Raw genomic sequence first — 19043 nt, 5'->3', positions numbered from 1 at the left:
AAATTAAGCATAATTTAGCAGAAAATAGATTAAATATCAATATGTTATATAAATTTTACTGTGCAACACCCTTATAAATATTTAAATTTTGAGCAAGACTTAGGGCAAATGGCTTTAAGAAAAGCAAAATCATCATATTATCCTGATATTCTATTGAAAAAATATAGAATTAAATTAAAATAATATCAAACAATTATTTGAGAGGTTTTCTATGAACCACATTTCTTTAAAAATTGCTGCTCCAGCTGGTTTTGGTGTAATGAGCATGGGTCCCATGTTTGCAAAAGTATTAAAAAGAGCTGGCTATTATGTAATGGGATATCCTGAATACCCCTCGCTTATAAGAGGTGGCTACAATTCTTATCAACTTATAATATCTGATGAACCTGTTTATAATCCATATAAAAAAACTGATATTTTACTCACTTTCACAAAGTTATCTTTTGAAAAGGAAGATATATCTAAAGATCTAACCGTTATAGCAGATTTTGACAAACTTAAATTAGATAAAAATAATATAGATGCAAAAATTATTGATTTACCAATAAATAAAATCCTTAAAGAAAATAACTTAAAGGAAATTGTGCAAAATACAATGGCATTAGGTTATTTAGCCAGCTATCTAAATATTGAATTTGAAGTTTTCGAAAAAGTTATTAAAAAAACAATGCCAGAAAAGCATCATGAAATAAATATTACTGCATTAAAACTTGGCTATGATTTATGCAATGATAAAATTACAAACAGTTTTGAAACAAAAGATTATAATGATTATGTTATTTTAACTGGAAATGAATCTGCTGCATTATCTGCAATTGCATCTGGTGTGAATTTTTACAGCACTTATCCAATGACACCAGCATCATCTGTACTACATTTTCTTGCTAAATATACAAAAGATTACGGTATTATTGTTAAACATACAGAAGATGAGATAGCAGGTGTCACAATGGCTATCGGTGCTGCTTATGCTGGTGCAAGAGCTATGACAGGGACATCTGGTGGTGGATTTTCTTTAATGGTTGAAGGTTTAGGTTTAGCAGCAATCACTGAAACACCAATATTATTTTTTATTAGTCAAAGGCCAGGCCCTGCCACTGGCATGCCAACCTGGCAAGAGCAAGCAGATTTAAAATTTGTTTTAAATGCATCACAAGATGAATTTGTAAGAGCTGTTTTTACTCCTGGAGATATAACAGAGATTTTTTATGCAGTAAATGAAGCTTTAAATATCGCTGAAAAGTATCAAATCCCAGCCTTTGTTCTTTCTGATAAGTATCTTTCAGAATCGCTATTCATGGATAAATCTTTTAATGTTAATGCAATAAAAATTGAAAGAGGCTTTATCTTTGATGGTAATGCAAACAATCCTTTAGAGTTTTTCCCAAGATACAAAGAGTTCAAAGATGGAATACCTCAAAGAACTTTCCCAGGTACAATTGGTGGTATTCACAAAACTCCAAGTAATGAGCATGATGAATTTGGTTTTGTTAGTGATGATGCAAAAGTAAGAAAAATACAACAAGAAAGGAGATTTAAAAAAGTTAATTCACTTATAAATGATATGCCACAACCTAAACTATACGGTGATCAAACAGCAGATACTACCTTTGTTTGTTGGGGCTCCACTAAAACTGCTCTTTTAGAAGCTATGAAATATAACAAAACTTTTAATTTTATCCATTTTCCTGCTGTACATCCTATTAACTGGAAAGAAACAGAGGCCCTATTAAAAAGTTCAAATAGATTAGTCTTAATAGAAAATAACTTTTTGGGTCAACTCGGTCAAGTAATCGCTGAAAATACTGGGATAATTATAAAAGAAAAATTTTTAAAATATGATGGTAGGCCGTTTTTTACAGAAGAAATTTTAGAATATTTGGGAGAGTAAGCATGAAACCAAACGAATTAAATACAGGCAAAACTCCAGTATGGTGTCCAGGTTGTGGTAATTATGCTATCTGGAATGCTATCAAAGGTGCAATTGCAGATCTAAATCTAAATCCCTGGGAAATTGTAACTGTTTCTGGAATAGGATGCTCTGGCAAAATGGTAAATCATATAAGATGCTATGGTTTTCACTCTTTACACGGAAGAGTTTTACCAGTATCAACAGGGATAAAGCTTACAAACCACAAATTAACTGTAATAGCCAATGGTGGTGATGGCGATGGTTACGGAATGGGATTGGGACATTTTTTACATGCAATGAGAAGAAATATAGATTTAACTTATATAGTTCATAATAATAGGACTTATGGCCTAACCACTGGACAAGCATCCCCTACTGCAGATAAAGGCACTATTACAAAATCTACTCCTGAAGGGGTTTTTGATGAGCCTGTTAATCCAATCGCTTATGCAATTTCTGCTGGTGCAACTTTTATCGCAAGAGGTTACTCAGGAGAAAGCGATCATTTAAAGGAAATAATAAAAAAAGCTATTCTTCACAAAGGTTTTGCTCTCATCGATGTATTACAGCCATGTATATCATTTGCAAAATCATACTCTTATGATTATTATGATAGTAGGATATATTTCTTAGATGAAAATTACGACTCTTCAAATAAAGAAAATGCATTAAAAATAGCCTTTGAAAAGGATAAATTTGCTTTAGGTGTAATTTTTGAGGATAAAAATAAACCTAGCTACGAAGAACAACACTCTGTCCTAAAAGAAAAAACTTTAGTAGAACAAGGTGTAAAAATAAAGAATATCTCAAAAATTTTAGAAAGTTTTAAATAAAAAACTGCATGTAGTTTTAAATTGTATTTTAAACAATTTAATGTTATATTTTTTCAAGTGGGGGTGAATTATGAATATTACTAAAGATATGATAATAGCGGATGTTTTGAAAAAATATCCTAAAGTTGTTGAAGTTTTTGAAAAGTTTAATATGGGTTGTGTTAGTTGTCTTGGAGTACAAAATGAATCTATTGAAAAAGGGTGTATGATGCATGGTATTAATCCTGATGAGTTAGTTAAGGAGCTGGAGAATTTTATAAGTGAAAATTACTAACTTAACGGACAATCTTTTTCTTATAGATCAAAAAGCCACATATACTTGTGGTCTGGACTTAGACGGAGAAGTTGTACTTTTTGATAGCTGTTTAGATCTCTCAATTGCTAAAAAGATTGATAAACTTTTAGGGAAAAAAATTAAAGCTATCTTTCATACCCATTCTCATGCTGATCATGTTGGTGGAGATTTCTTTTTTTATAACAAGTATAGATGTGATGTTTATATTCATAAAAATGAATTATCATTTTTGTCTTATCCATATCTAGAACCCTCTCTGCTTTATGGTGGAGCAGCTTATACTGCAATTACAGGTAAATTTTTAAAAGCAGAAAAAATAGAGACAGCGCTACCTTTTGATAGTGCTCTTGACCTTTTAAAAGAACTAAATATCGAGCTTATAGATTTATCTGGTCACTCACCTGCTCAAACTGGTTTTAAATTTAAAGATGTTATATTCGTAGGAGATGCCCTTTTCTCTGAAGATTTAATAGATAAATACAAAATTTTATACCTATTTTACCCTAAATCATATCTTAAATCTTTAGAGACATTAGAATCACTAGAGTATAAAAAAATTATTTTTTGCCACAAAGGGTACTTATCTAAAGATGAAGCCTTAGAAATTATAAAATCAAATAAATCGCATTTATTCGAAGTATATAAAACAATTTATAAAATTGCAGATGGTAAAACTGCAGAAGAAATTACAGATATTTTAATTGATAGACTTGAAATACACATAAATATGGATTTAATAAGTCTTGTAAATTCAACAGTAAAAGGTTATTTAAGCTGGCTTGAATTGGATAATAAATTAAGAGTTTACTATGACAAAGGGGTAAGATGGAAACAAATACAATAAACAATATAAAATTAATTTTGGATTTTGCCTCAAAACCTTATATATTTTCTGAAGAAATTAAACCTCAAATAAAACCATTTGCACAATATGCTCCAATAAATTTTAAAGAAATTTTTAATAATAGTAACCCAGTAAATGTTGAAATAGGGATTGGAAATGGTGAATTTATTGTTCATTATGCCCAGAAATGGCCTAATGAAAACTTTTTGGGTTTTGAAGTGGTCAAAAAAGTGATCAGAAAAGCTATCAACCGTGTAGAAAAAAATAATCTTAAAAATGTTAAACTAATCCATTTTGACGCCAAATTTTTTATTTCAATTTTTGAAGACAATAGTGTTAAAAGATTTTTTGTAAACTTTCCTGATCCTTGGCCTAAGAAAAAACATCACAAACGCAGACTATTAAAACCTGAATTTTTAAAACTACTATCTGATAAGTTAATTAAGAATGGTGAGCTTTTTATTGCTACAGATCATGAAGATTATAAAAACGAAATTGTTGAAAATTTAATACTTTGCGGCAAATTTAAATCAATATGGAACACCTGGTATAAGGAAGAACTAATTGACTATTTTCCCACAAAATATTACAGAAAGTTTGCTTCTAAAACTGGCGTATATTTTTTTCACTTAAAAAATGAAAAGTAAGTTATACTTAACGCTTTTTATATTTTTTGTGCTAATCAATAATAGTTTATCAGCTAATCTGTGTTCAATAAAAATTGATGGGGTAATTTCACCTGTAACCTCTAAATTTATAGAGCAATCTGTTAAAAAATGTGAAAATAATGATGGTCTAATAATTTATTTGAATACTCCTGGCGGTTTACTTACTTCCACAAGAAAAATTGTACAAACTATCTTTACATCGAAAATACCTATAATTACAGTTGTATCACCACCTGGAGCTAGAGCTGGCTCTGCTGGCGCATTTATTGTGCTGGCTTCTCACTATGCCATAATGTTTGAAGGGACAAATATAGGAGCTGCTCATCCTGTATCAATTTTTGGTAAAGATATTGAAGGAGATATGCGTAAAAAAATAGAAAATGATACTATAGCTTTTATGAAATCCATTGCAGAAAAAAGGAACAGAAATATCGAAAAAGCCATTTTAATGGTAAAAGAATCAAAAAGTTTTACAGCTAAAGAAGCTTTTGAATATAAGCTTATCGATAAAATTGTTTTTAATGAACAAGAATTAAAATCTTACATAAAAAAAGTTTTCAAAACAGAGAATATAGAAATAACTAAAATAGAGCCTACAAGTTATGAAAAAATCAAGTTTTTTCTAAGTAATCCCGATGTACTTGTTTTACTTCTTTTTATTACCCTACTCTCTATTTATCTTGAAATAAAGTTTGGTGGCACCATGATCTTTGCTGGAATTGGGGTAATCTCTTTTATTCTATTTCTAATTGGATTAAATATAATCCCTATTAATTACTTAGCTCTCTTAATATTAATTGGCGGAATTGTTTTATTAATTTTAGAAATCTTTGTCCCAAGTTTTGGACTACTTACAATTTCTGCTATAATTTTAATTACAGTTGGTTTAAATATGCTATTTAAAGTAAATGACAGTATGGGGATAAAAGTGTCAAATTATATGATTTTCACAATTATTCTAATAATTTTAGTTATAGCTTTTATTATAGGAAAATTAATCATAAAAGATTTCAAAAGAAAGCCAGAAACAGGCGCTGAAAAACTTATTGGTATGATAGGGGAAGTTGTTTCTTGGGATGACAATAAAGGGAAGGTTTTTATCAATGGTGAATATTGGGATGCTATCTCCAATAAATCATTTAATAAAAATGATTATATAAAAGTTATAGATGTAAAAGGTTTAACACTTATCGTAGACAAATTAGATACATGAGATTTATTTTTATCAAAGACAAATTTAATAAATATTCAATAAGGGCTATTTCTGCAAGTTTTGAGAAACATTTTGATTTTCCTTACGAAATAATTTCTGTTGAAGCCTTGCTAAAAAGCAAAATTAAAAACTCTGCTATATTTTGCTCATTTAATTCACTAAATAAAGATTTCTACTTCCAATTAGCAAACAAACTAATAAATGACAATATTCTAATCTGCGGTGGACCACACCCATCAGCAAGGAGTGATGAATGCCTAAATTATTTCCATTCTGTTTGCGTAGGTGAAGGTGAAATTACGATAAAAGAAATTGTAAATGATTTATTAAAAAACAGTTTAAAGAAAATATACAAACAAAACATTTTGACAGATTTAAATGAATTTAGCTCTTACCCCAAAAAACACCATATCTTTGGTCCAATTGAAATCACGAGGGGGTGTCTATTTAATTGCCACTATTGCCAAACCCCAAAACTTTTTAAAGGGAAAATAAGGCATAAAAATATTGAATCTATTGCTGTTGATGTTGAGTTTGCTTATAAAAATAAAAAAACAGATTTCCGCTTTATTACCCCTGATGCTGGTATCTATCAATACAACCGTGATATTAATTTAACAGAAATTGAAACACTTTTTAAAACAATTAAATTAATTACAAATAATAATGGTAGAATCTTTTTTGGTTCTTTCCCATCAGAACTAAACCCATTCCATGTAAATGAGGACTTAATAAAATTGATGAAATACTACTGTTCTAACAAAAGAGTAGTAATTGGCCTACAAACAGCTAGTGAAAGATTACTAAAAATTATAAATAGACCAACAGATTTAATAAAAGTAGAAAAAGTAATAAACCTTTTTTTAAAATACGGATTTGGTGTGGATGTGGACTTTATTTTTGGATTACCAGAAGAAACGGATAATGATATAGAAAAAAGTATAAACTGGATAGAAAAATGGAGTTCAAAAGTTAGAGTTCATGCTCACTATTTTATGCCATTACCTGGTAGCTTTTTTGAAAATAAAACACCGACACAAATTAGTGATAAATCTTTAAAGAAACTAAAATCATTAGAAGGTAAAGGAAAAATTTTTGGAATGTGGATTAAACAAATGGAATATAGCAAAAATTTCTTGAATAAAAAAACATTGTGTGATTATATTAAATAAGGAGATCAAATGAAAAATAGAATTGATGACCTAATAGAATTTCCTACTCAATACATTTTTAAAATAATTGGAATAAATACTCAAACTTTTAAAGATAATGTAATTCAACTTTTCCATAATAAAAAGAACAAGACTATTAAGTTTAATCTTAGCAGGTCGAATAAATATTTATCTGTAACTGTTGAAGTAGAAATTTTAGATAAAGAAGAACTGCTTGAAACCTATGACAAAATTAAAAAAATAGAAGGTATAACCTATTTCCTATAAACTGGAGGCTTTTTATGAAAAATTTATACATTTTTTTAGAAAAAACATTTTTTAATTCTCTCACCAAAAAACTTATAGGGAACATTTTTTTTCTCTTTATATTCCAGATTTTATTTTATCTAATTTTTTTGAATTTAAAATCAGAGATTTTACAATACATCTCCAATAACAATCTAAACAAAATACATGACATTTTATCTAATGCAAATTCTTACTACATAGCTATACTCATTATTTCATTCATATCAGCATGTTTTTTATTATTCTTTTTAAGATTGTTAATACTAAAACCAATAAAAATTATAATCGAGATATTTGACGAAATAGGGGAAGGTGAAGCTGATCTCTCTAAAAATTTACCAGTAACAACTTATGATGAATTTAGAACTCTATCAGACAGCTATAATAACTTTATTAAAAAACTAAGAGAAATCATTGATACTGTAAGATCTCATGGCATTCTAATAGCAATAAGCTCTGCAAAAGTAAAAGCAAAAATAAGCAAAGCAACTCTCAATTCAAAAAAACAAGGAGAGTTGGCAGAGCAAGTTTTCAATGCAAGTAATGAAGCAAATGTTGCAATTGCTGAAATCACAGAGAATACCCAGTATGTGACTTCATCAACTCAAAATAATATAAATTCTGCAAAAAACTCTTTAGAGAAAATGAATGAAGTTGCAGATAAAATTCAAAAGGTAAATGACCAGTTTATGCAATTTTTAAATGTTGTTGATATTTTAAGTAATAGCTCTGAGCAGATAAAAGGGGTTTTAGGTTTGATTCAGGATATTGCAGATCAAACAAATTTGCTAGCATTAAACGCTGCAATAGAGGCAGCAAGAGCGGGTGAGCATGGTAGAGGTTTTGCGGTTGTAGCCGATGAGGTAAGAAAGCTTGCTGAAAAAGTAAAATCAGCAACAGATGATATAAACGAAAATATAAAAAATATGATAACAAATGTAAAAACAACAAAAGATGAGAGTTCTCAGATAGTTGATGATGTTAAAGATACTACAGAAATTATTGGTGAAACGGCAAATCAGTTTCAACAAATGATACAAGAATTTGAAGTTAACGGAGAGCAATTATTAAAGATTGCATCAGCTATAGAAGAATTATCTATCACAAATAACGAAATCCATCAAAGAGTTGAGGAAATATACAACCTAAGTCAGGATGTTTTAATAAGCATGGATGAAGCAAACGGTGCTACGGAAGAGCTCAACAAAGAAACACAACTTATGCAGGTACTTGTTTCAAAATTTAAAACAGGTGCTGGTGAGTGCAAATTTGAAACAATAACTGAGTTAGCAAATAAATATAAAGAGCTATGTGTTGAAAAAATTAACAACATTAAAAATAGTGGTGTAAATATTTTTGATACAAATTACAAACCAATTCCTAACACTAACCCACAAAAATACTCAACTGTATATGACAAATATTTTGAAAAGGAGTTACAAAGGATTTATGATGAAGCAGTAAATGAGATACCTGGTGCAATATTTACTCTTTGTGTAGATAAAAACGGTTATGCACCAACACACAATTCGAAATACTCAAAGCCATTGACAGGCAATTATGAACAAGACCTTGTTAGCAGTAGAGATAAAAGGATTTTTAATGACCCTACTGGTATTGCTGCAGCAAGGAATCAAGAAAGATTTTTGCTTCAAACATATATGAGAGATACTGGAGAAATTATTTGTGATTTATCAATGCCTATTTTTATAGATGGCAAGCATTGGGGTGCTATCAGAATTGGATTTGATCCTGCAGTAGCTTTTTGTTTAAATAAATAGAGGTTTAAATAAATAGAGGGTGTTGCAAAGTAATAAATGCTCAAGTTCCAGATTGCTTCGCTAACACTCGCTATGGCAACAATACAGCCATTGCGAGGAGCGAATGCGACGAAGCAATCTCATTATTGTGATAATTAAAATATATAAGCCCGTTTGCAACATCCTTAATGAGGATAATAATTATGAAATTAATTTTTAAAATATTATTTATAATATTGATAGTAAGTAGTTTTGCTTATAGTGAACTTTTTAAGCTTAAAAATCCAAACTATAAAAAATTTATTCAAAGTTATGACAAAAAAATTAAACAGTTTTCAATAGGAAACCGAACATATGTAAAAGGGGATAAAAATGAAATTTTGAAATACTATAATGAAGATGAACTGGAATATGTAAAACCTGTTAAAAGAGAACTTTTTTACATACCAAATGATGAATTTTTTGCTCAACAATGGTATTTAGATAATGAATATGATACTGATATCAACTGGCCAGAAGCAATTGATTTAGTCAATAGTAATGATGAACTTATTGTTGCTGTAGTGGACTCAGGTATCGTTTACAATCATGTAGATTTAGAAGGGAAAATTTTAAACGGTGGGGATTTTGGTAATTATGGCTTTTCATTTTGCGATTCTGATAACACCACTTACGATATAGTAGGACACGGAACACATGTTGCAGGTATAATAGCTGCAAATACTGACAACGGTTTTGGCATTGCAGGAATTACAGATAATAAAGTCAAAATTTTAAATTTAAAAATCGCTTGTGGAACATATGCAAGTATAACAATTGATGATGAATTAGAAGCTATCTCAAAAATTCTAGATTTAATAGATAAAGGTTACCCTATAAAAGTTGTAAATATGAGTTTAGGTGGTATCGAATATAGTAATGATGAATACTATGCAATACAGAATTTAATCAATAAAGGGGTTATTGTAGTTTCTGCAGCTGGTAATGATGGTGATGATATTAAAAATTATCCTGCTGCTTACAATGGTGTAATAAGTGTGGGAGCTACACAAGAGGATGGTTCCCTTGCATCCTATTCTAATTATGGTGACTGGGTAGATATTTACGCTCCAGGAGATTATATAATCAGCACCTACAATGAATCCCTTTTAAAAGATATATCTAACCCATATTTATTAATAAATGAGGATTTTTTAGGAAGTATTGACAACCTCAGTATTGGTTGGCAATTAGACAATAATTGGCAATTAGACAATAATTATTTAACTTTTTCAACAAATAGTTATGTTAATTGCAATAATAACTATATTGTCACTCCACCATTAAACACATCTCAATTACAAAGTTTTAGATATAAGAAGTTCATAGCTTATGCTAATATTAATACCGATAATGGTTCAATAGTCGTTTATAGGTCTTTTGATAATGGTTCCTCTTGGATAAGACTAACAAGTCAAACTGGCATACCAAATAATAAATTTTACTATATTGTATCGGACATTACTACATCTCAAAATGTAATATACAAAATATGCTATGAGGGTGGTGCTGGTGAAGTAAAAATTGATTTTTTAAAGATTGGAGGGAGCAATAAACCAGATGCTTTTATTCATGAATCTGGCACTTCTATGGCTACACCTGTTGTTTCTGCAGCAGTGGCATTAGCACTTTTAGAAAATCCTTCACTAACTGAATCAGAAATAGAAAATATCCTTTACTCAACAGGTGAAGATTTAAAAAATTATACTGGGAAAAGATTAAATTTATACAGTTTTTTGTATTCAATTAAAAATGGACAAAATAATGAAAGTGGTGGCGGTGGAGGCTGTTCAACAGGTAGTTCAAACCATTTGATATTTCTTATAATACTGCTAATATACAGATTTAAAATAAGGCTAAAAAGAAATAAGCTATAAATTACTTACAAAAGATATTAATTCATTTTCCAAAGATACAGCCGATGTTTTTAATCTCTTATCTATGTTGTATAATTTTTCTATTAATTTAGAAAGCTCTTCAAGTTTCCATTTATTTGCTGCAGCTTTTATTTGCGAAATTTTATAAGCATGACCACTAACAAGATCTGGGTTTACTTTATAATAAAATATTTCGATTGCTCTTTTAGAAAAAATATAAAAAATCATATTAAAATTTTCATTTGCCATGACCATATCATTTATATATTTCAATACTGACTTCTTATCTTTCAAAAAAAATGATTCAATAAATTTAAAAATTGTACCGACATTTGTGAAACTAATTAACTTTATAATTTCATCAAAACTTTCTATTTCTCTATTATGAAAATATATCGAGATTTTTTCTGCTTCTTGTTTTATCAGTTCAATATTCCTTCCACAAAGCTCATAGATTTCTCTTGCTTCATTAAATTCTAACTTTACACCTTTAGAATTAAATATCTCCATTATTTGGACAACCTGATCTTTATATGATAATTTTTGCTCTTTAACATTTTCGAAATTATCAATAATCAATTTATCCACATTTTTTAGATTTTCAGCAGTAAAAATGATATGGGATTCGCCACTTTCTACAAAATGATGCGCATTTTTTGAAATATCTGATATTTTATCAATATTTTTTACAATTAAATACTTATCTTGATAAAATAGAGAATATGTAAAAATAAATTCTACAGCTTCTTCAAGACTAAAATTTTCCTCATTAAACCTCTTAATTTCAAAATGATCATCTTTAGGGACTAATTCATTTAACTTTTCTTCAATAAAATTACTACTACCTATTATCAGTATTTTTTTCTTTGTAGTCATGTAAAAAATCCATCAAAATACTATTCAAACTTTTTATAAAGGCATTTTTTCTATTGTTCAAAGTTTCAGTAATATTTGTACTAATTGTATAAGAATTTGCATCAGAAAAACTTTTTTTATATATCACCATCCCTTCTCTTTTAACCACAATTTCAACATCAATACTCAAATCTGAAGATATTGCTCTTGAATAAGACTGCAAAATTTTGCTTTTATAATCTATCGTTTTTAAACTTACAAATAAATTAGAAGCTGTTTCTTTCTTTTTAGTTAATAAATTGTATTTACTAAAAAAATCATTTACTTCAGAAGTTAAAATAGTAGAAAACTCTGATTCTGCCGTATTATTATGAACTTCAGCAATATAAAATTTTTCTTTAATACTAAAATCATCAAGTCCAGCTATCCTATATCCGCAGGACAGCTGGACAAATATTACCAACAACAAAACAAAATATTTTTTCATTTAACTACCAAGCTAACGAGCTTATTAGGCACATAAATCTCTTTTATTAACTGTTTACCATCAATATAGTTTTTAACTTTTTCGTTTTCTTTAGCAAGTTTTATAGCTTCATCTTTATCAATACCTCTTGGCACATTGATTTGAGCCCTAACTTTTCCATTTATTTGCACAGCGATAGTTATTTCATCTTTTACAGTAAATTTATCATCATAAGCTGGCCAGTCAGCTTTTGATACATACCCTTCAAAACCACACCTATTCCATAACTCTTCAGCAACATGAGGTATAAACGGAGAAATAATTTTTATCAGCTTTACAAGTGCATCAGCAAACAGAGCTTTTTCTGAATCTGTTGATAATTTTGGTTCTATCAGATATAAATTGTTTGTAAATTCCATAATAGCTGCAACTGCTGTGTTAAGTTGAAAACGCTCAATGTCGTTTGTAACTTTTTTAACAGTCAAATTAGTATGGTATAAAATCTCTTTTTCAATCTTACCATCTGAATTATAATTTTTACCACAATACTCTTTAATCAAATCTATATGATTTACTACCAATCTCCAAACCCTATTTATAAAACGAAAAGCACCTTCTACCCCTTGCTCACTCCATTCCAAATCTTTTTCAGGTGGCGCTGCAAAAAGTGAAAATAGTCTTGCTGTATCGGCACCATACTGGTCAATCAGGGCTTCAGGATCCACCACATTCTTTTTAGACTTACTCATCTTTTCAATTCTACCGACAATTACATCTCTACCACAATGTTTACATTTTCCATCGATAACTTCTTCGGGAAATAACCAGTTGTGTTCCTCACATCTGTAAGATTCCTTACAAACCATCCCCTGAGTCAAAAGTCTTTCAAAAGGCTCATCAAAATTTATATAGCCCAAATCACGCAACACCTTGGTGTAAAACCTTGAATACAACAGGTGAAGGATAGCATGCTCTATACCACCAATATATTGATCAACTGGCATCCAATATTCTGTTTCATCTTTATCAAAAATATTCGTGTCACAATGAGGCGAACAATACCTTAAAAAGTACCAACTTGACTCAACAAAAGTATCCATTGTATCAGTTTCTCTTCTAGCATCTTTACCACATTTTGGACATTTTACTTTTACAAACTCCTCACACTGCTCTAAAGGATTGCCTGCACCAGTTATTTCCACATCGGTAGGCAACTTAACAGGCAAATCTTCAAAAGGAACAGGTACAATTCCACAATCATCACAATAAATTATAGGTATTGGTGTCCCCCAATATCTCTGTCTTGATATCCCCCAATCTTTCAATCTATAATTTACAGTTTTTTTACCAACTCCAAGCTCTTCTAAATATTTAATAATTTCTTCTTTTCCTTTTTCATTATCCAAACCATCAAATTTCCCAGAATTTACCATTTTTCCTGGGCCGGTATAAGCTTCTGTCATCTTCTCTGGATCTAACTGTTCACCATCAGGCTGAATCACCACAATAATGTCTAATCCATACTTTTTAGCAAACTCAAAATCTCTCTGGTCATGAGCAGGAACAGCCATAACAGCACCAGTACCATAATCCATCAATACAAAATTTGCGATATAAATAGGTATTTTTCTACCATTTACAGGGTTTATAGCATATCTACCCGTAAAAAACCCCTTTTTCTCCTTATCTTCTGCTGTTCTACTGATTTTATCCTCTTTTAATATCTCATTTATAAAAGCTAACCCTTCCTTTTCAACTTCAGTGCCTGATAACAGTTTTTTTGCAATTGGGTGCTCTGGTGCAATAGACATAAATGTGGCACCATACAAAGTGTCAGGTCTTGTTGTAAAAACAGTAATTTTTTCATCAATCCCATCAACCTCAAAATCTATCTCAGCCCCCACTGATTTGCCAATCCAGTTTCTTTGCATTGTAAGAACTCTTTCTGGCCAGCCAGAAAGTTTATATGTATATTCAAGTAATTCCTCAGCATAATCAGTAATCTTGAAAAACCACCCTTCAATCTCTTTTATCTCCACTTCGTTTGAACATCTCCAGCATTTACCATCTTCAACCTGCTCATTAGCCAACACTGTATTACAATCAGGACACCAATTTACCAATGATGTTTTTTTATAAGCCAACCCTCTATTAAACATCTCAATAAATATTTTTTGTTCCCATTTATAATACTCTGGATCACAAGTTGCAATTTCTCTATCCCAGTCATAGCTCAAACCAAGCATTTTAAGCTGTTTTTTCATATACTCGATATTTGAATAAGTCCATTTGGCGGGATGAACCTTATTCTTTATAGCAGCATTTTCTGCAGGCAAACCAAAAGCATCCCACCCCATTGGGTGTAAAACATTATAACCTTGCATCAACTTATAACGAGCTATCACATCACCAATTGCATAATTTCTAACATGCCCCATGTGGATTTTCCCTGATGGATAAGGGAACATTTCTAAACAATAATACTTCTTTTTACTATTATCAGCTTCGCATTTAAAAACTTTTTCAGATTCCCATTTATTTTGCCATTTCTGCTCAATTTCTGCAGGGTTGTATTTCATAAGTATTTCCTCCTGATATTTTTACAGTAATAATAAGATTTATAAAAATAAAACGAATAAATCAACGATTAATTTTTTTTGGATAAAATAATAAAGTTATTATATTTAAAATAATAACTGCTCCCAAAATTATGATTACTCTAATAAATGGCTCATGAAATGCAATTCGAATTCTTACAATTTGATACATAGTAAATAACCATATAAGAATATTAATCAATGAAAAAGCTCTAATAAGATATTTTTTAACTTCCACTTTTAAAAAAATTATTACTATAGATATCAAAAAAAGCACTGTTAAAAAAATATTTGAATGTCTTAAAAAGTGAGCAGCAATCATCAGCTGATTTAATATAAAAATTAGACCATAAAAAAACATAAATCCCCCATCTTTTTGCTTAAGAATAATTAATTTTATTAAAAAATAAAGTATAAATTTACTTGAATTAAAATTAATATAGTTTTATATTAGAACAAATGAACAATTATAGGAGTGTTATATGTTAAATGATTATGAAATCGAAAGACTGTCATATCTTTTTAAAATACTGGGTGATCCAACCAGAATCAAAATCTTAAGTCTCTTAGACAAAATGGAGTTATGTGTAAATGATATAGCTGATAAATTAAATATCTCCATTTCTGCTATCTCACACCAGCTAAACAATCTTAAAGTTGCAAAACTAGTTAAAAGTAGAAGAGAGGGCAAAAACATCTATTACACTTTAGATGATGACCACGTGGAAAAACTTTTTGAAAACGCTTTGGAGCATATAAGACATGGATAAGAGAAGATATATTCTAAAAAATTTAGATTGCCCAGGTTGTGCTGCAAAAATCGAAACAGCTCTTCAAAAAGGTCTCAATGACAATACTATCAATGTTAACTTTACAAATAAAACCGTCCTTTTAAAAAAAGAATACTTTAACACAGCTAATGAAATTGTAAAAAACACAGACCCAGGTGTTGAATTAATCGATTTTAGTAAAATAAATAATGATAATGAACAGTTTAACAAAAAATTTATCCTTACAAAAATATTTTTATCTCTCTTTTTCTACACAATTGCATTAATTTATAAAAATATCTCTGCGCCAAACTTAACTATTGAATATCTTTTATTCCTTATACCCTACTTTTTAATTGGATACCCTGTAATTTTAAAATCATTGAACAACTTAAAAAATAGACAGCTTTTTGATGAAAATTTTCTAATTGTTGTTGCTACAATTGGAGCTATCTTTATCAAAGAGTTACCAGAAGCTGTTGCGGTAATGCTTTTTTACAACATTGGAGAATTTTTACAAGATCTGGCTGTAGATAGATCTAAAAAATCGATTACTAATTTACTTTCCCTAAAAGTAGAATACGCCACTGTAATTAAAAATGAAAAATATATCACTAAAAAACCAGATGATGTAAATGTTGGTGAAATAATTGTAGTAAAACCAGGTGAAAAAATTCCATTAGATGGGGTAGTGATAGAAGGTGAAAGCTTTATAGACACATCAGCACTAACTGGAGAGTCTAAATTAAAAAAAGTAAAAGAAGGTGATGAAATATTATCAGGGATGATTAATGATAGTAACCTTTTAAAAATAAAAGTTACAAAACCCTATTCAGAATCTACAATATCTAAAATTTTAGATTTAGTGGAAAACGCCACAGAAAATAAGTCAAAAACCGAAAAATTTATTACAAAATTTGCTAAAACCTACACTCCTATAGTTGTTTATACTGCAGTCTTTATAGCTTTTATACCTCCATTAATTTTACAGGAAAGTTATACTTTATGGATTTATCGTGCTTTGATATTACTTGTTATTTCCTGCCCTTGCGCACTTGTAATATCGATACCACTTTCTTATTTTGCTGGGATAGGCAAAGCAGCTAAAAATGGAATTATCGTAAAAGGTAGTAATCATTTAGAAGCTTTAACAGATACAGGAGCTGTAGCCTTTGATAAAACAGGGACTTTAACAGAAGGTGTATTCAAAATAAATAAGATAGTAACTAAAAACGGGGCTACGGAGGAAGAAATCTTAAGATTTGCTGCTTATGCAGAGTTTAACTCAAACCACCCAATAGCAAAAGCAATACTCAGTGAATACGAAGATGAAATAGATATAAATCAGATAGAAGAATATGAAGAAATTAAAGGTTATGGTATAAAAACAAAAGTATCCGGGAAAACTGTTTTAGTGGGAAATGATGGCCTTATGCATCTTATGAATATAGAACATGATGATTGTGATGTTGACCACTCAGTGGTTTATGTTGCAGTAGATAACAAATTCTTGGGATACATTTTAATCGATGACATAGTAAAAAGCGAATCAAAGTTAGCTTTGGATAAACTTAAAAAACTTGGTATCCAAAATATAATTATGCTGACTGGGGATAATTACAGTGCTGCCTCAAAAATTGCAAATCAAATAGGAATTAAAGAATTTTACGCAAACCTACTCCCACAAGATAAAATAAAAAAAGTAAATGAAATTAAAGAAAAGTTATCAGCACAAAATAAAAAGAAAAGAGTAGTTTTCGTTGGTGACGGGATTAATGACGCCCCAGTGATTGCCGTTAGTGATGTAGGGGTTGCTATGGGAGGTATTGGAAGCAGTATCACAATAGAAGCAGCAGATATCATTATAATGGATGATAGCCCCATATCTGTGCCAAAAGCTATCGAAATTTCTAAACTTACCAAAAAAAATGCAAAGGAAAACATCATATTCTCTTTAGCTGTAAAAGTCATCTTTGTTACTTTGGGCATAGCTGGTACTGCAACAATGTGGCAGGCAGTATTCGCGGATGTGGGGGTGGCACTAATAGCCGTTTTAAACTCAATGAGAATTTTTATTAAAAAGTTAAATTAACAGAGCTAATTTTAAAACAAATGAATTGAAAAGTTGATTATTTGTTTTTTAGTAGAAAATAAAAATTGACAACATATATTTTGTTAAATAAATTAATTGTCAAATTTAATTTTATTTATATGTTTGGTTGATTTTTCAATTAAACAGTGTTATATTTTATTAGAAATATTAATGAGAGGTGAGATGTGACTTACAAATCAAATGTAAAACTTGTTCAATCAGTTTTACACGCATTACAACTATTTGAAGTATTTAGAACCAGTGAAAATAAAGATGAGTTTGGAGTGACAGAGCTCAGCAAAGCGCTTGGCTTGCATAAAAACAATGTTTTTAGGCTTCTTGCAACACTTGAGTCAAGAGGCTATATCGAGCAAAACCCTGAAACCGAAAACTATAGATTAGGGATAGAAATCTTCAATCTTGGACAGCAGTTTATCAATAAACTAAATATTTTAAAACTTGCAAGACCTTTTATGGAAAAGATTGTAGCTGAAGTTAATGAATCAATTTATATAGGGATTTTAAGAAAAGGTTTTGTGGTTTATTTAGATATGGTTGAAGCAAATCAAAATGTAAGAGTTGTATCTAGGGTTGGAAAAGATGTCCCTGCATATTGCACAGCTATTGGAAAAATACAGCTTGCTTATGCGTCAGAAGAAGAAATCAATAGTATGTATATGGGTGCAAGACTAAAAAGATATACAAACAACACTATCACATCGTTGCCTGAATTGAAAAAACACCTAAAAGAGGTATTAGCAAACGATTATGCACTTGATAATGAAGAATTCGAAGAAAGAGTAAGGTGCATAGCTGTACCTATAAAAGATTATTTAGGCGTACCTGTTGCTGCTTTGAGTGTTACTGGCCCAGCATGCAGGATGACGGATGATAAAATATTTAATGAGATTTATCCTACAGCTAAAAAGTATGCCAGAGAGATTTCAAAGCGTTTAGGCTGGCAAGGATAATTTTTTAAAAAAGTGCTTGACTTTGTTAAATAATTTTTGTAAAAACACCCTGCTTTTGATGGATGAGCCCAGGTAGCTCAGTCGGTAGAGCAGAGGACTGAAAATCCTCGTGTCGGTGGTTCGATTCCGCCCCTGGGCACCATCTTTTCTACATTCCTTTAAGTTTCTTACAAAATTCTATAAAAAATTCTTGCAACACGTGTGGTAACTCAAGCAATATTAGGCTGTTACACAATTGACCAACTTTTTGATATCAATATAAAAGATTGCTTCGTCGCTACCGCTCCTCGCAATGTTCTATGTTAAATGTCAAGTTTTTTTAAATATTAGTTAATATTTTACCAGAATAATTTTCATCATAAGCTACTCCTCTCAATAATATCGCATATAT

Annotated in this window: 17 protein-coding genes and 1 tRNA gene; 14 read left to right on the top strand and 4 right to left on the bottom strand. The window is 30.0% G+C overall.

The window, feature by feature from the left end; translation table 11 throughout:
- Nucleotides 1-211: 211 nt before the first annotated feature.
- The 10 genes from OWM07_RS10795 to OWM07_RS10750 all read left to right on the top strand — a co-directional run bounded on the left by OWM07_RS10795 (nt 212) and on the right by OWM07_RS10750 (nt 10901).
- Nucleotides 212-1891 (top strand): 2-oxoacid:acceptor oxidoreductase subunit alpha, encoded by a 1680-nt coding sequence (locus OWM07_RS10795; protein WP_423303752.1) that lies wholly within the window; start codon nt 212-214, stop codon nt 1889-1891.
- Between the two features lie 2 nt (nt 1892-1893).
- On the top strand, nt 1894-2745 hold the full coding sequence (locus tag OWM07_RS10790) for a thiamine pyrophosphate-dependent enzyme (protein WP_423303751.1): 852 nt from the start codon (nt 1894-1896) through the stop codon (nt 2743-2745).
- 70 nt (nt 2746-2815) lie between these two features.
- Nucleotides 2816-3019 carry a DUF1858 domain-containing protein gene (locus OWM07_RS10785; protein ID WP_423303750.1) on the top strand — a complete coding sequence of 68 codons (204 nt, stop codon included), beginning with the start codon at nt 2816-2818 and terminating at the stop codon, nt 3017-3019.
- Nucleotides 3006-3884: an MBL fold metallo-hydrolase gene (locus tag OWM07_RS10780; protein WP_423303749.1), complete on the top strand. Its 879-nt coding sequence runs from the start codon at nt 3006-3008 to the stop codon at nt 3882-3884. The genes OWM07_RS10785 and OWM07_RS10780 overlap by 14 nt, the downstream gene beginning before the upstream one ends.
- Entirely contained in the window at nt 3866-4531 is a 666-nt protein-coding gene (gene trmB / locus OWM07_RS10775; RefSeq protein ID WP_423303748.1) for a tRNA (guanosine(46)-N7)-methyltransferase TrmB, read from the top strand. The genes OWM07_RS10780 and trmB overlap by 19 nt, the downstream gene beginning before the upstream one ends.
- Nucleotides 4521-5765, top strand: a complete 1245-nt coding sequence (locus tag OWM07_RS10770; RefSeq protein ID WP_423303746.1) for an NfeD family protein — start codon at nt 4521-4523, stop codon at nt 5763-5765. Before trmB ends, OWM07_RS10770 begins: the two co-directional genes overlap by 11 nt.
- The gene (locus OWM07_RS10765) at nt 5762-6937 is read left to right on the top strand and encodes a TIGR04013 family B12-binding domain/radical SAM domain-containing protein (protein ID WP_423303745.1); all 1176 of its coding nucleotides are present in this window, start codon (nt 5762-5764) and stop codon (nt 6935-6937) included. The genes OWM07_RS10770 and OWM07_RS10765 overlap by 4 nt, the downstream gene beginning before the upstream one ends.
- A gap of 9 nt (nt 6938-6946) precedes the next feature.
- Nucleotides 6947-7204, top strand: a complete 258-nt coding sequence (locus OWM07_RS10760; RefSeq protein WP_423303744.1) for an HP0495 family protein — start codon at nt 6947-6949, stop codon at nt 7202-7204.
- Nucleotides 7205-7218: 14 nt separating this feature from the next.
- The gene (locus OWM07_RS10755; protein WP_423303742.1) at nt 7219-9006 is read left to right on the top strand and encodes a methyl-accepting chemotaxis protein; all 1788 of its coding nucleotides are present in this window, start codon (nt 7219-7221) and stop codon (nt 9004-9006) included.
- Between the two features lie 182 nt (nt 9007-9188).
- Nucleotides 9189-10901 carry a S8 family serine peptidase gene (locus OWM07_RS10750; RefSeq protein ID WP_423303741.1) on the top strand — a complete coding sequence of 571 codons (1713 nt, stop codon included), beginning with the start codon at nt 9189-9191 and terminating at the stop codon, nt 10899-10901.
- Here the strand turns inward: OWM07_RS10750 and holA are convergent.
- The 4 genes from holA to OWM07_RS10730 form a co-directional block, all read right to left on the bottom strand.
- Nucleotides 10896-11777 (bottom strand): DNA polymerase III subunit delta, encoded by an 882-nt coding sequence (gene holA, locus OWM07_RS10745; protein WP_423303740.1) that lies wholly within the window; start codon nt 11775-11777, stop codon nt 10896-10898. The two genes, OWM07_RS10750 and holA, sit on opposite strands and share 6 nt — an antisense overlap.
- Complete coding sequence (locus OWM07_RS10740; RefSeq protein ID WP_423303738.1) at nt 11743-12243, bottom strand: hypothetical protein; 501 nt, start codon at nt 12241-12243, stop codon at nt 11743-11745. The genes holA and OWM07_RS10740 overlap by 35 nt, the downstream gene beginning before the upstream one ends.
- Nucleotides 12240-14801, bottom strand: a complete 2562-nt coding sequence (gene leuS, locus OWM07_RS10735; protein WP_423303737.1) for a leucine--tRNA ligase — start codon at nt 14799-14801, stop codon at nt 12240-12242. The genes OWM07_RS10740 and leuS overlap by 4 nt, the downstream gene beginning before the upstream one ends.
- A 61-nt stretch (nt 14802-14862) precedes the next feature.
- Nucleotides 14863-15180: a hypothetical protein gene (locus tag OWM07_RS10730; RefSeq protein WP_423303736.1), complete on the bottom strand. Its 318-nt coding sequence runs from the start codon at nt 15178-15180 to the stop codon at nt 14863-14865.
- Nucleotides 15181-15301: 121 nt separating this feature from the next.
- On the opposite strand from OWM07_RS10730, the gene OWM07_RS10725 reads away from it, so the two are divergent.
- The 4 genes from OWM07_RS10725 to OWM07_RS10710 all read left to right on the top strand — a co-directional run bounded on the left by OWM07_RS10725 (nt 15302) and on the right by OWM07_RS10710 (nt 18794).
- Nucleotides 15302-15589 carry an ArsR/SmtB family transcription factor gene (locus tag OWM07_RS10725; RefSeq protein WP_423303735.1) on the top strand — a complete coding sequence of 96 codons (288 nt, stop codon included), beginning with the start codon at nt 15302-15304 and terminating at the stop codon, nt 15587-15589.
- Nucleotides 15582-17681 carry a heavy metal translocating P-type ATPase gene (locus OWM07_RS10720; RefSeq protein ID WP_423303734.1) on the top strand — a complete coding sequence of 700 codons (2100 nt, stop codon included), beginning with the start codon at nt 15582-15584 and terminating at the stop codon, nt 17679-17681. The genes OWM07_RS10725 and OWM07_RS10720 overlap by 8 nt, the downstream gene beginning before the upstream one ends.
- Before the next feature lie 185 nt (nt 17682-17866).
- On the top strand, nt 17867-18652 hold the full coding sequence (locus tag OWM07_RS10715) for an IclR family transcriptional regulator (RefSeq protein ID WP_423303733.1): 786 nt from the start codon (nt 17867-17869) through the stop codon (nt 18650-18652).
- A 66-nt stretch (nt 18653-18718) separates the two neighbouring features.
- Nucleotides 18719-18794, top strand: a tRNA-Phe gene (locus OWM07_RS10710).
- Nucleotides 18795-19043 lie beyond the last annotated feature (249 nt).

This window comes from Deferribacter thermophilus (assembly GCF_049472675.1).
Taxonomy (GTDB): Bacteria; Chrysiogenota; Deferribacteres; order Deferribacterales; family Deferribacteraceae; genus Deferribacter; species Deferribacter thermophilus.
The sequence above is the reverse complement of the archived record's forward strand: the minus strand, read 5'-3'. Positions and strand labels throughout refer to the sequence as shown.

Coding starts and splice junctions, on each gene's coding strand:
- OWM07_RS10795 (WP_423303752.1), top strand. CDS start 212: ATGAACCACATTTCTTTAAAAATTGCTGCTCCAGCTGGTTTTGGTGTA.
- OWM07_RS10790 (WP_423303751.1), top strand. CDS start 1,894: ATGAAACCAAACGAATTAAATACAGGCAAAACTCCAGTATGGTGTCCA.
- OWM07_RS10785 (WP_423303750.1), top strand. CDS start 2,816: ATGAATATTACTAAAGATATGATAATAGCGGATGTTTTGAAAAAATAT.
- trmB (WP_423303748.1), top strand. CDS start 3,866: ATGGAAACAAATACAATAAACAATATAAAATTAATTTTGGATTTTGCC.
- OWM07_RS10770 (WP_423303746.1), top strand. CDS start 4,521: ATGAAAAGTAAGTTATACTTAACGCTTTTTATATTTTTTGTGCTAATC.
- OWM07_RS10765 (WP_423303745.1), top strand. CDS start 5,762: ATGAGATTTATTTTTATCAAAGACAAATTTAATAAATATTCAATAAGG.
- OWM07_RS10760 (WP_423303744.1), top strand. CDS start 6,947: ATGAAAAATAGAATTGATGACCTAATAGAATTTCCTACTCAATACATT.
- OWM07_RS10755 (WP_423303742.1), top strand. CDS start 7,219: ATGAAAAATTTATACATTTTTTTAGAAAAAACATTTTTTAATTCTCTC.
- OWM07_RS10750 (WP_423303741.1), top strand. CDS start 9,189: ATGAAATTAATTTTTAAAATATTATTTATAATATTGATAGTAAGTAGT.
- holA (WP_423303740.1), bottom strand. CDS start 11,777: ATGACTACAAAGAAAAAAATACTGATAATAGGTAGTAGTAATTTTATT.
- OWM07_RS10740 (WP_423303738.1), bottom strand. CDS start 12,243: ATGAAAAAATATTTTGTTTTGTTGTTGGTAATATTTGTCCAGCTGTCC.
- leuS (WP_423303737.1), bottom strand. CDS start 14,801: ATGAAATACAACCCTGCAGAAATTGAGCAGAAATGGCAAAATAAATGG.
- OWM07_RS10730 (WP_423303736.1), bottom strand. CDS start 15,180: ATGTTTTTTTATGGTCTAATTTTTATATTAAATCAGCTGATGATTGCT.
- OWM07_RS10725 (WP_423303735.1), top strand. CDS start 15,302: ATGTTAAATGATTATGAAATCGAAAGACTGTCATATCTTTTTAAAATA.
- OWM07_RS10720 (WP_423303734.1), top strand. CDS start 15,582: ATGGATAAGAGAAGATATATTCTAAAAAATTTAGATTGCCCAGGTTGT.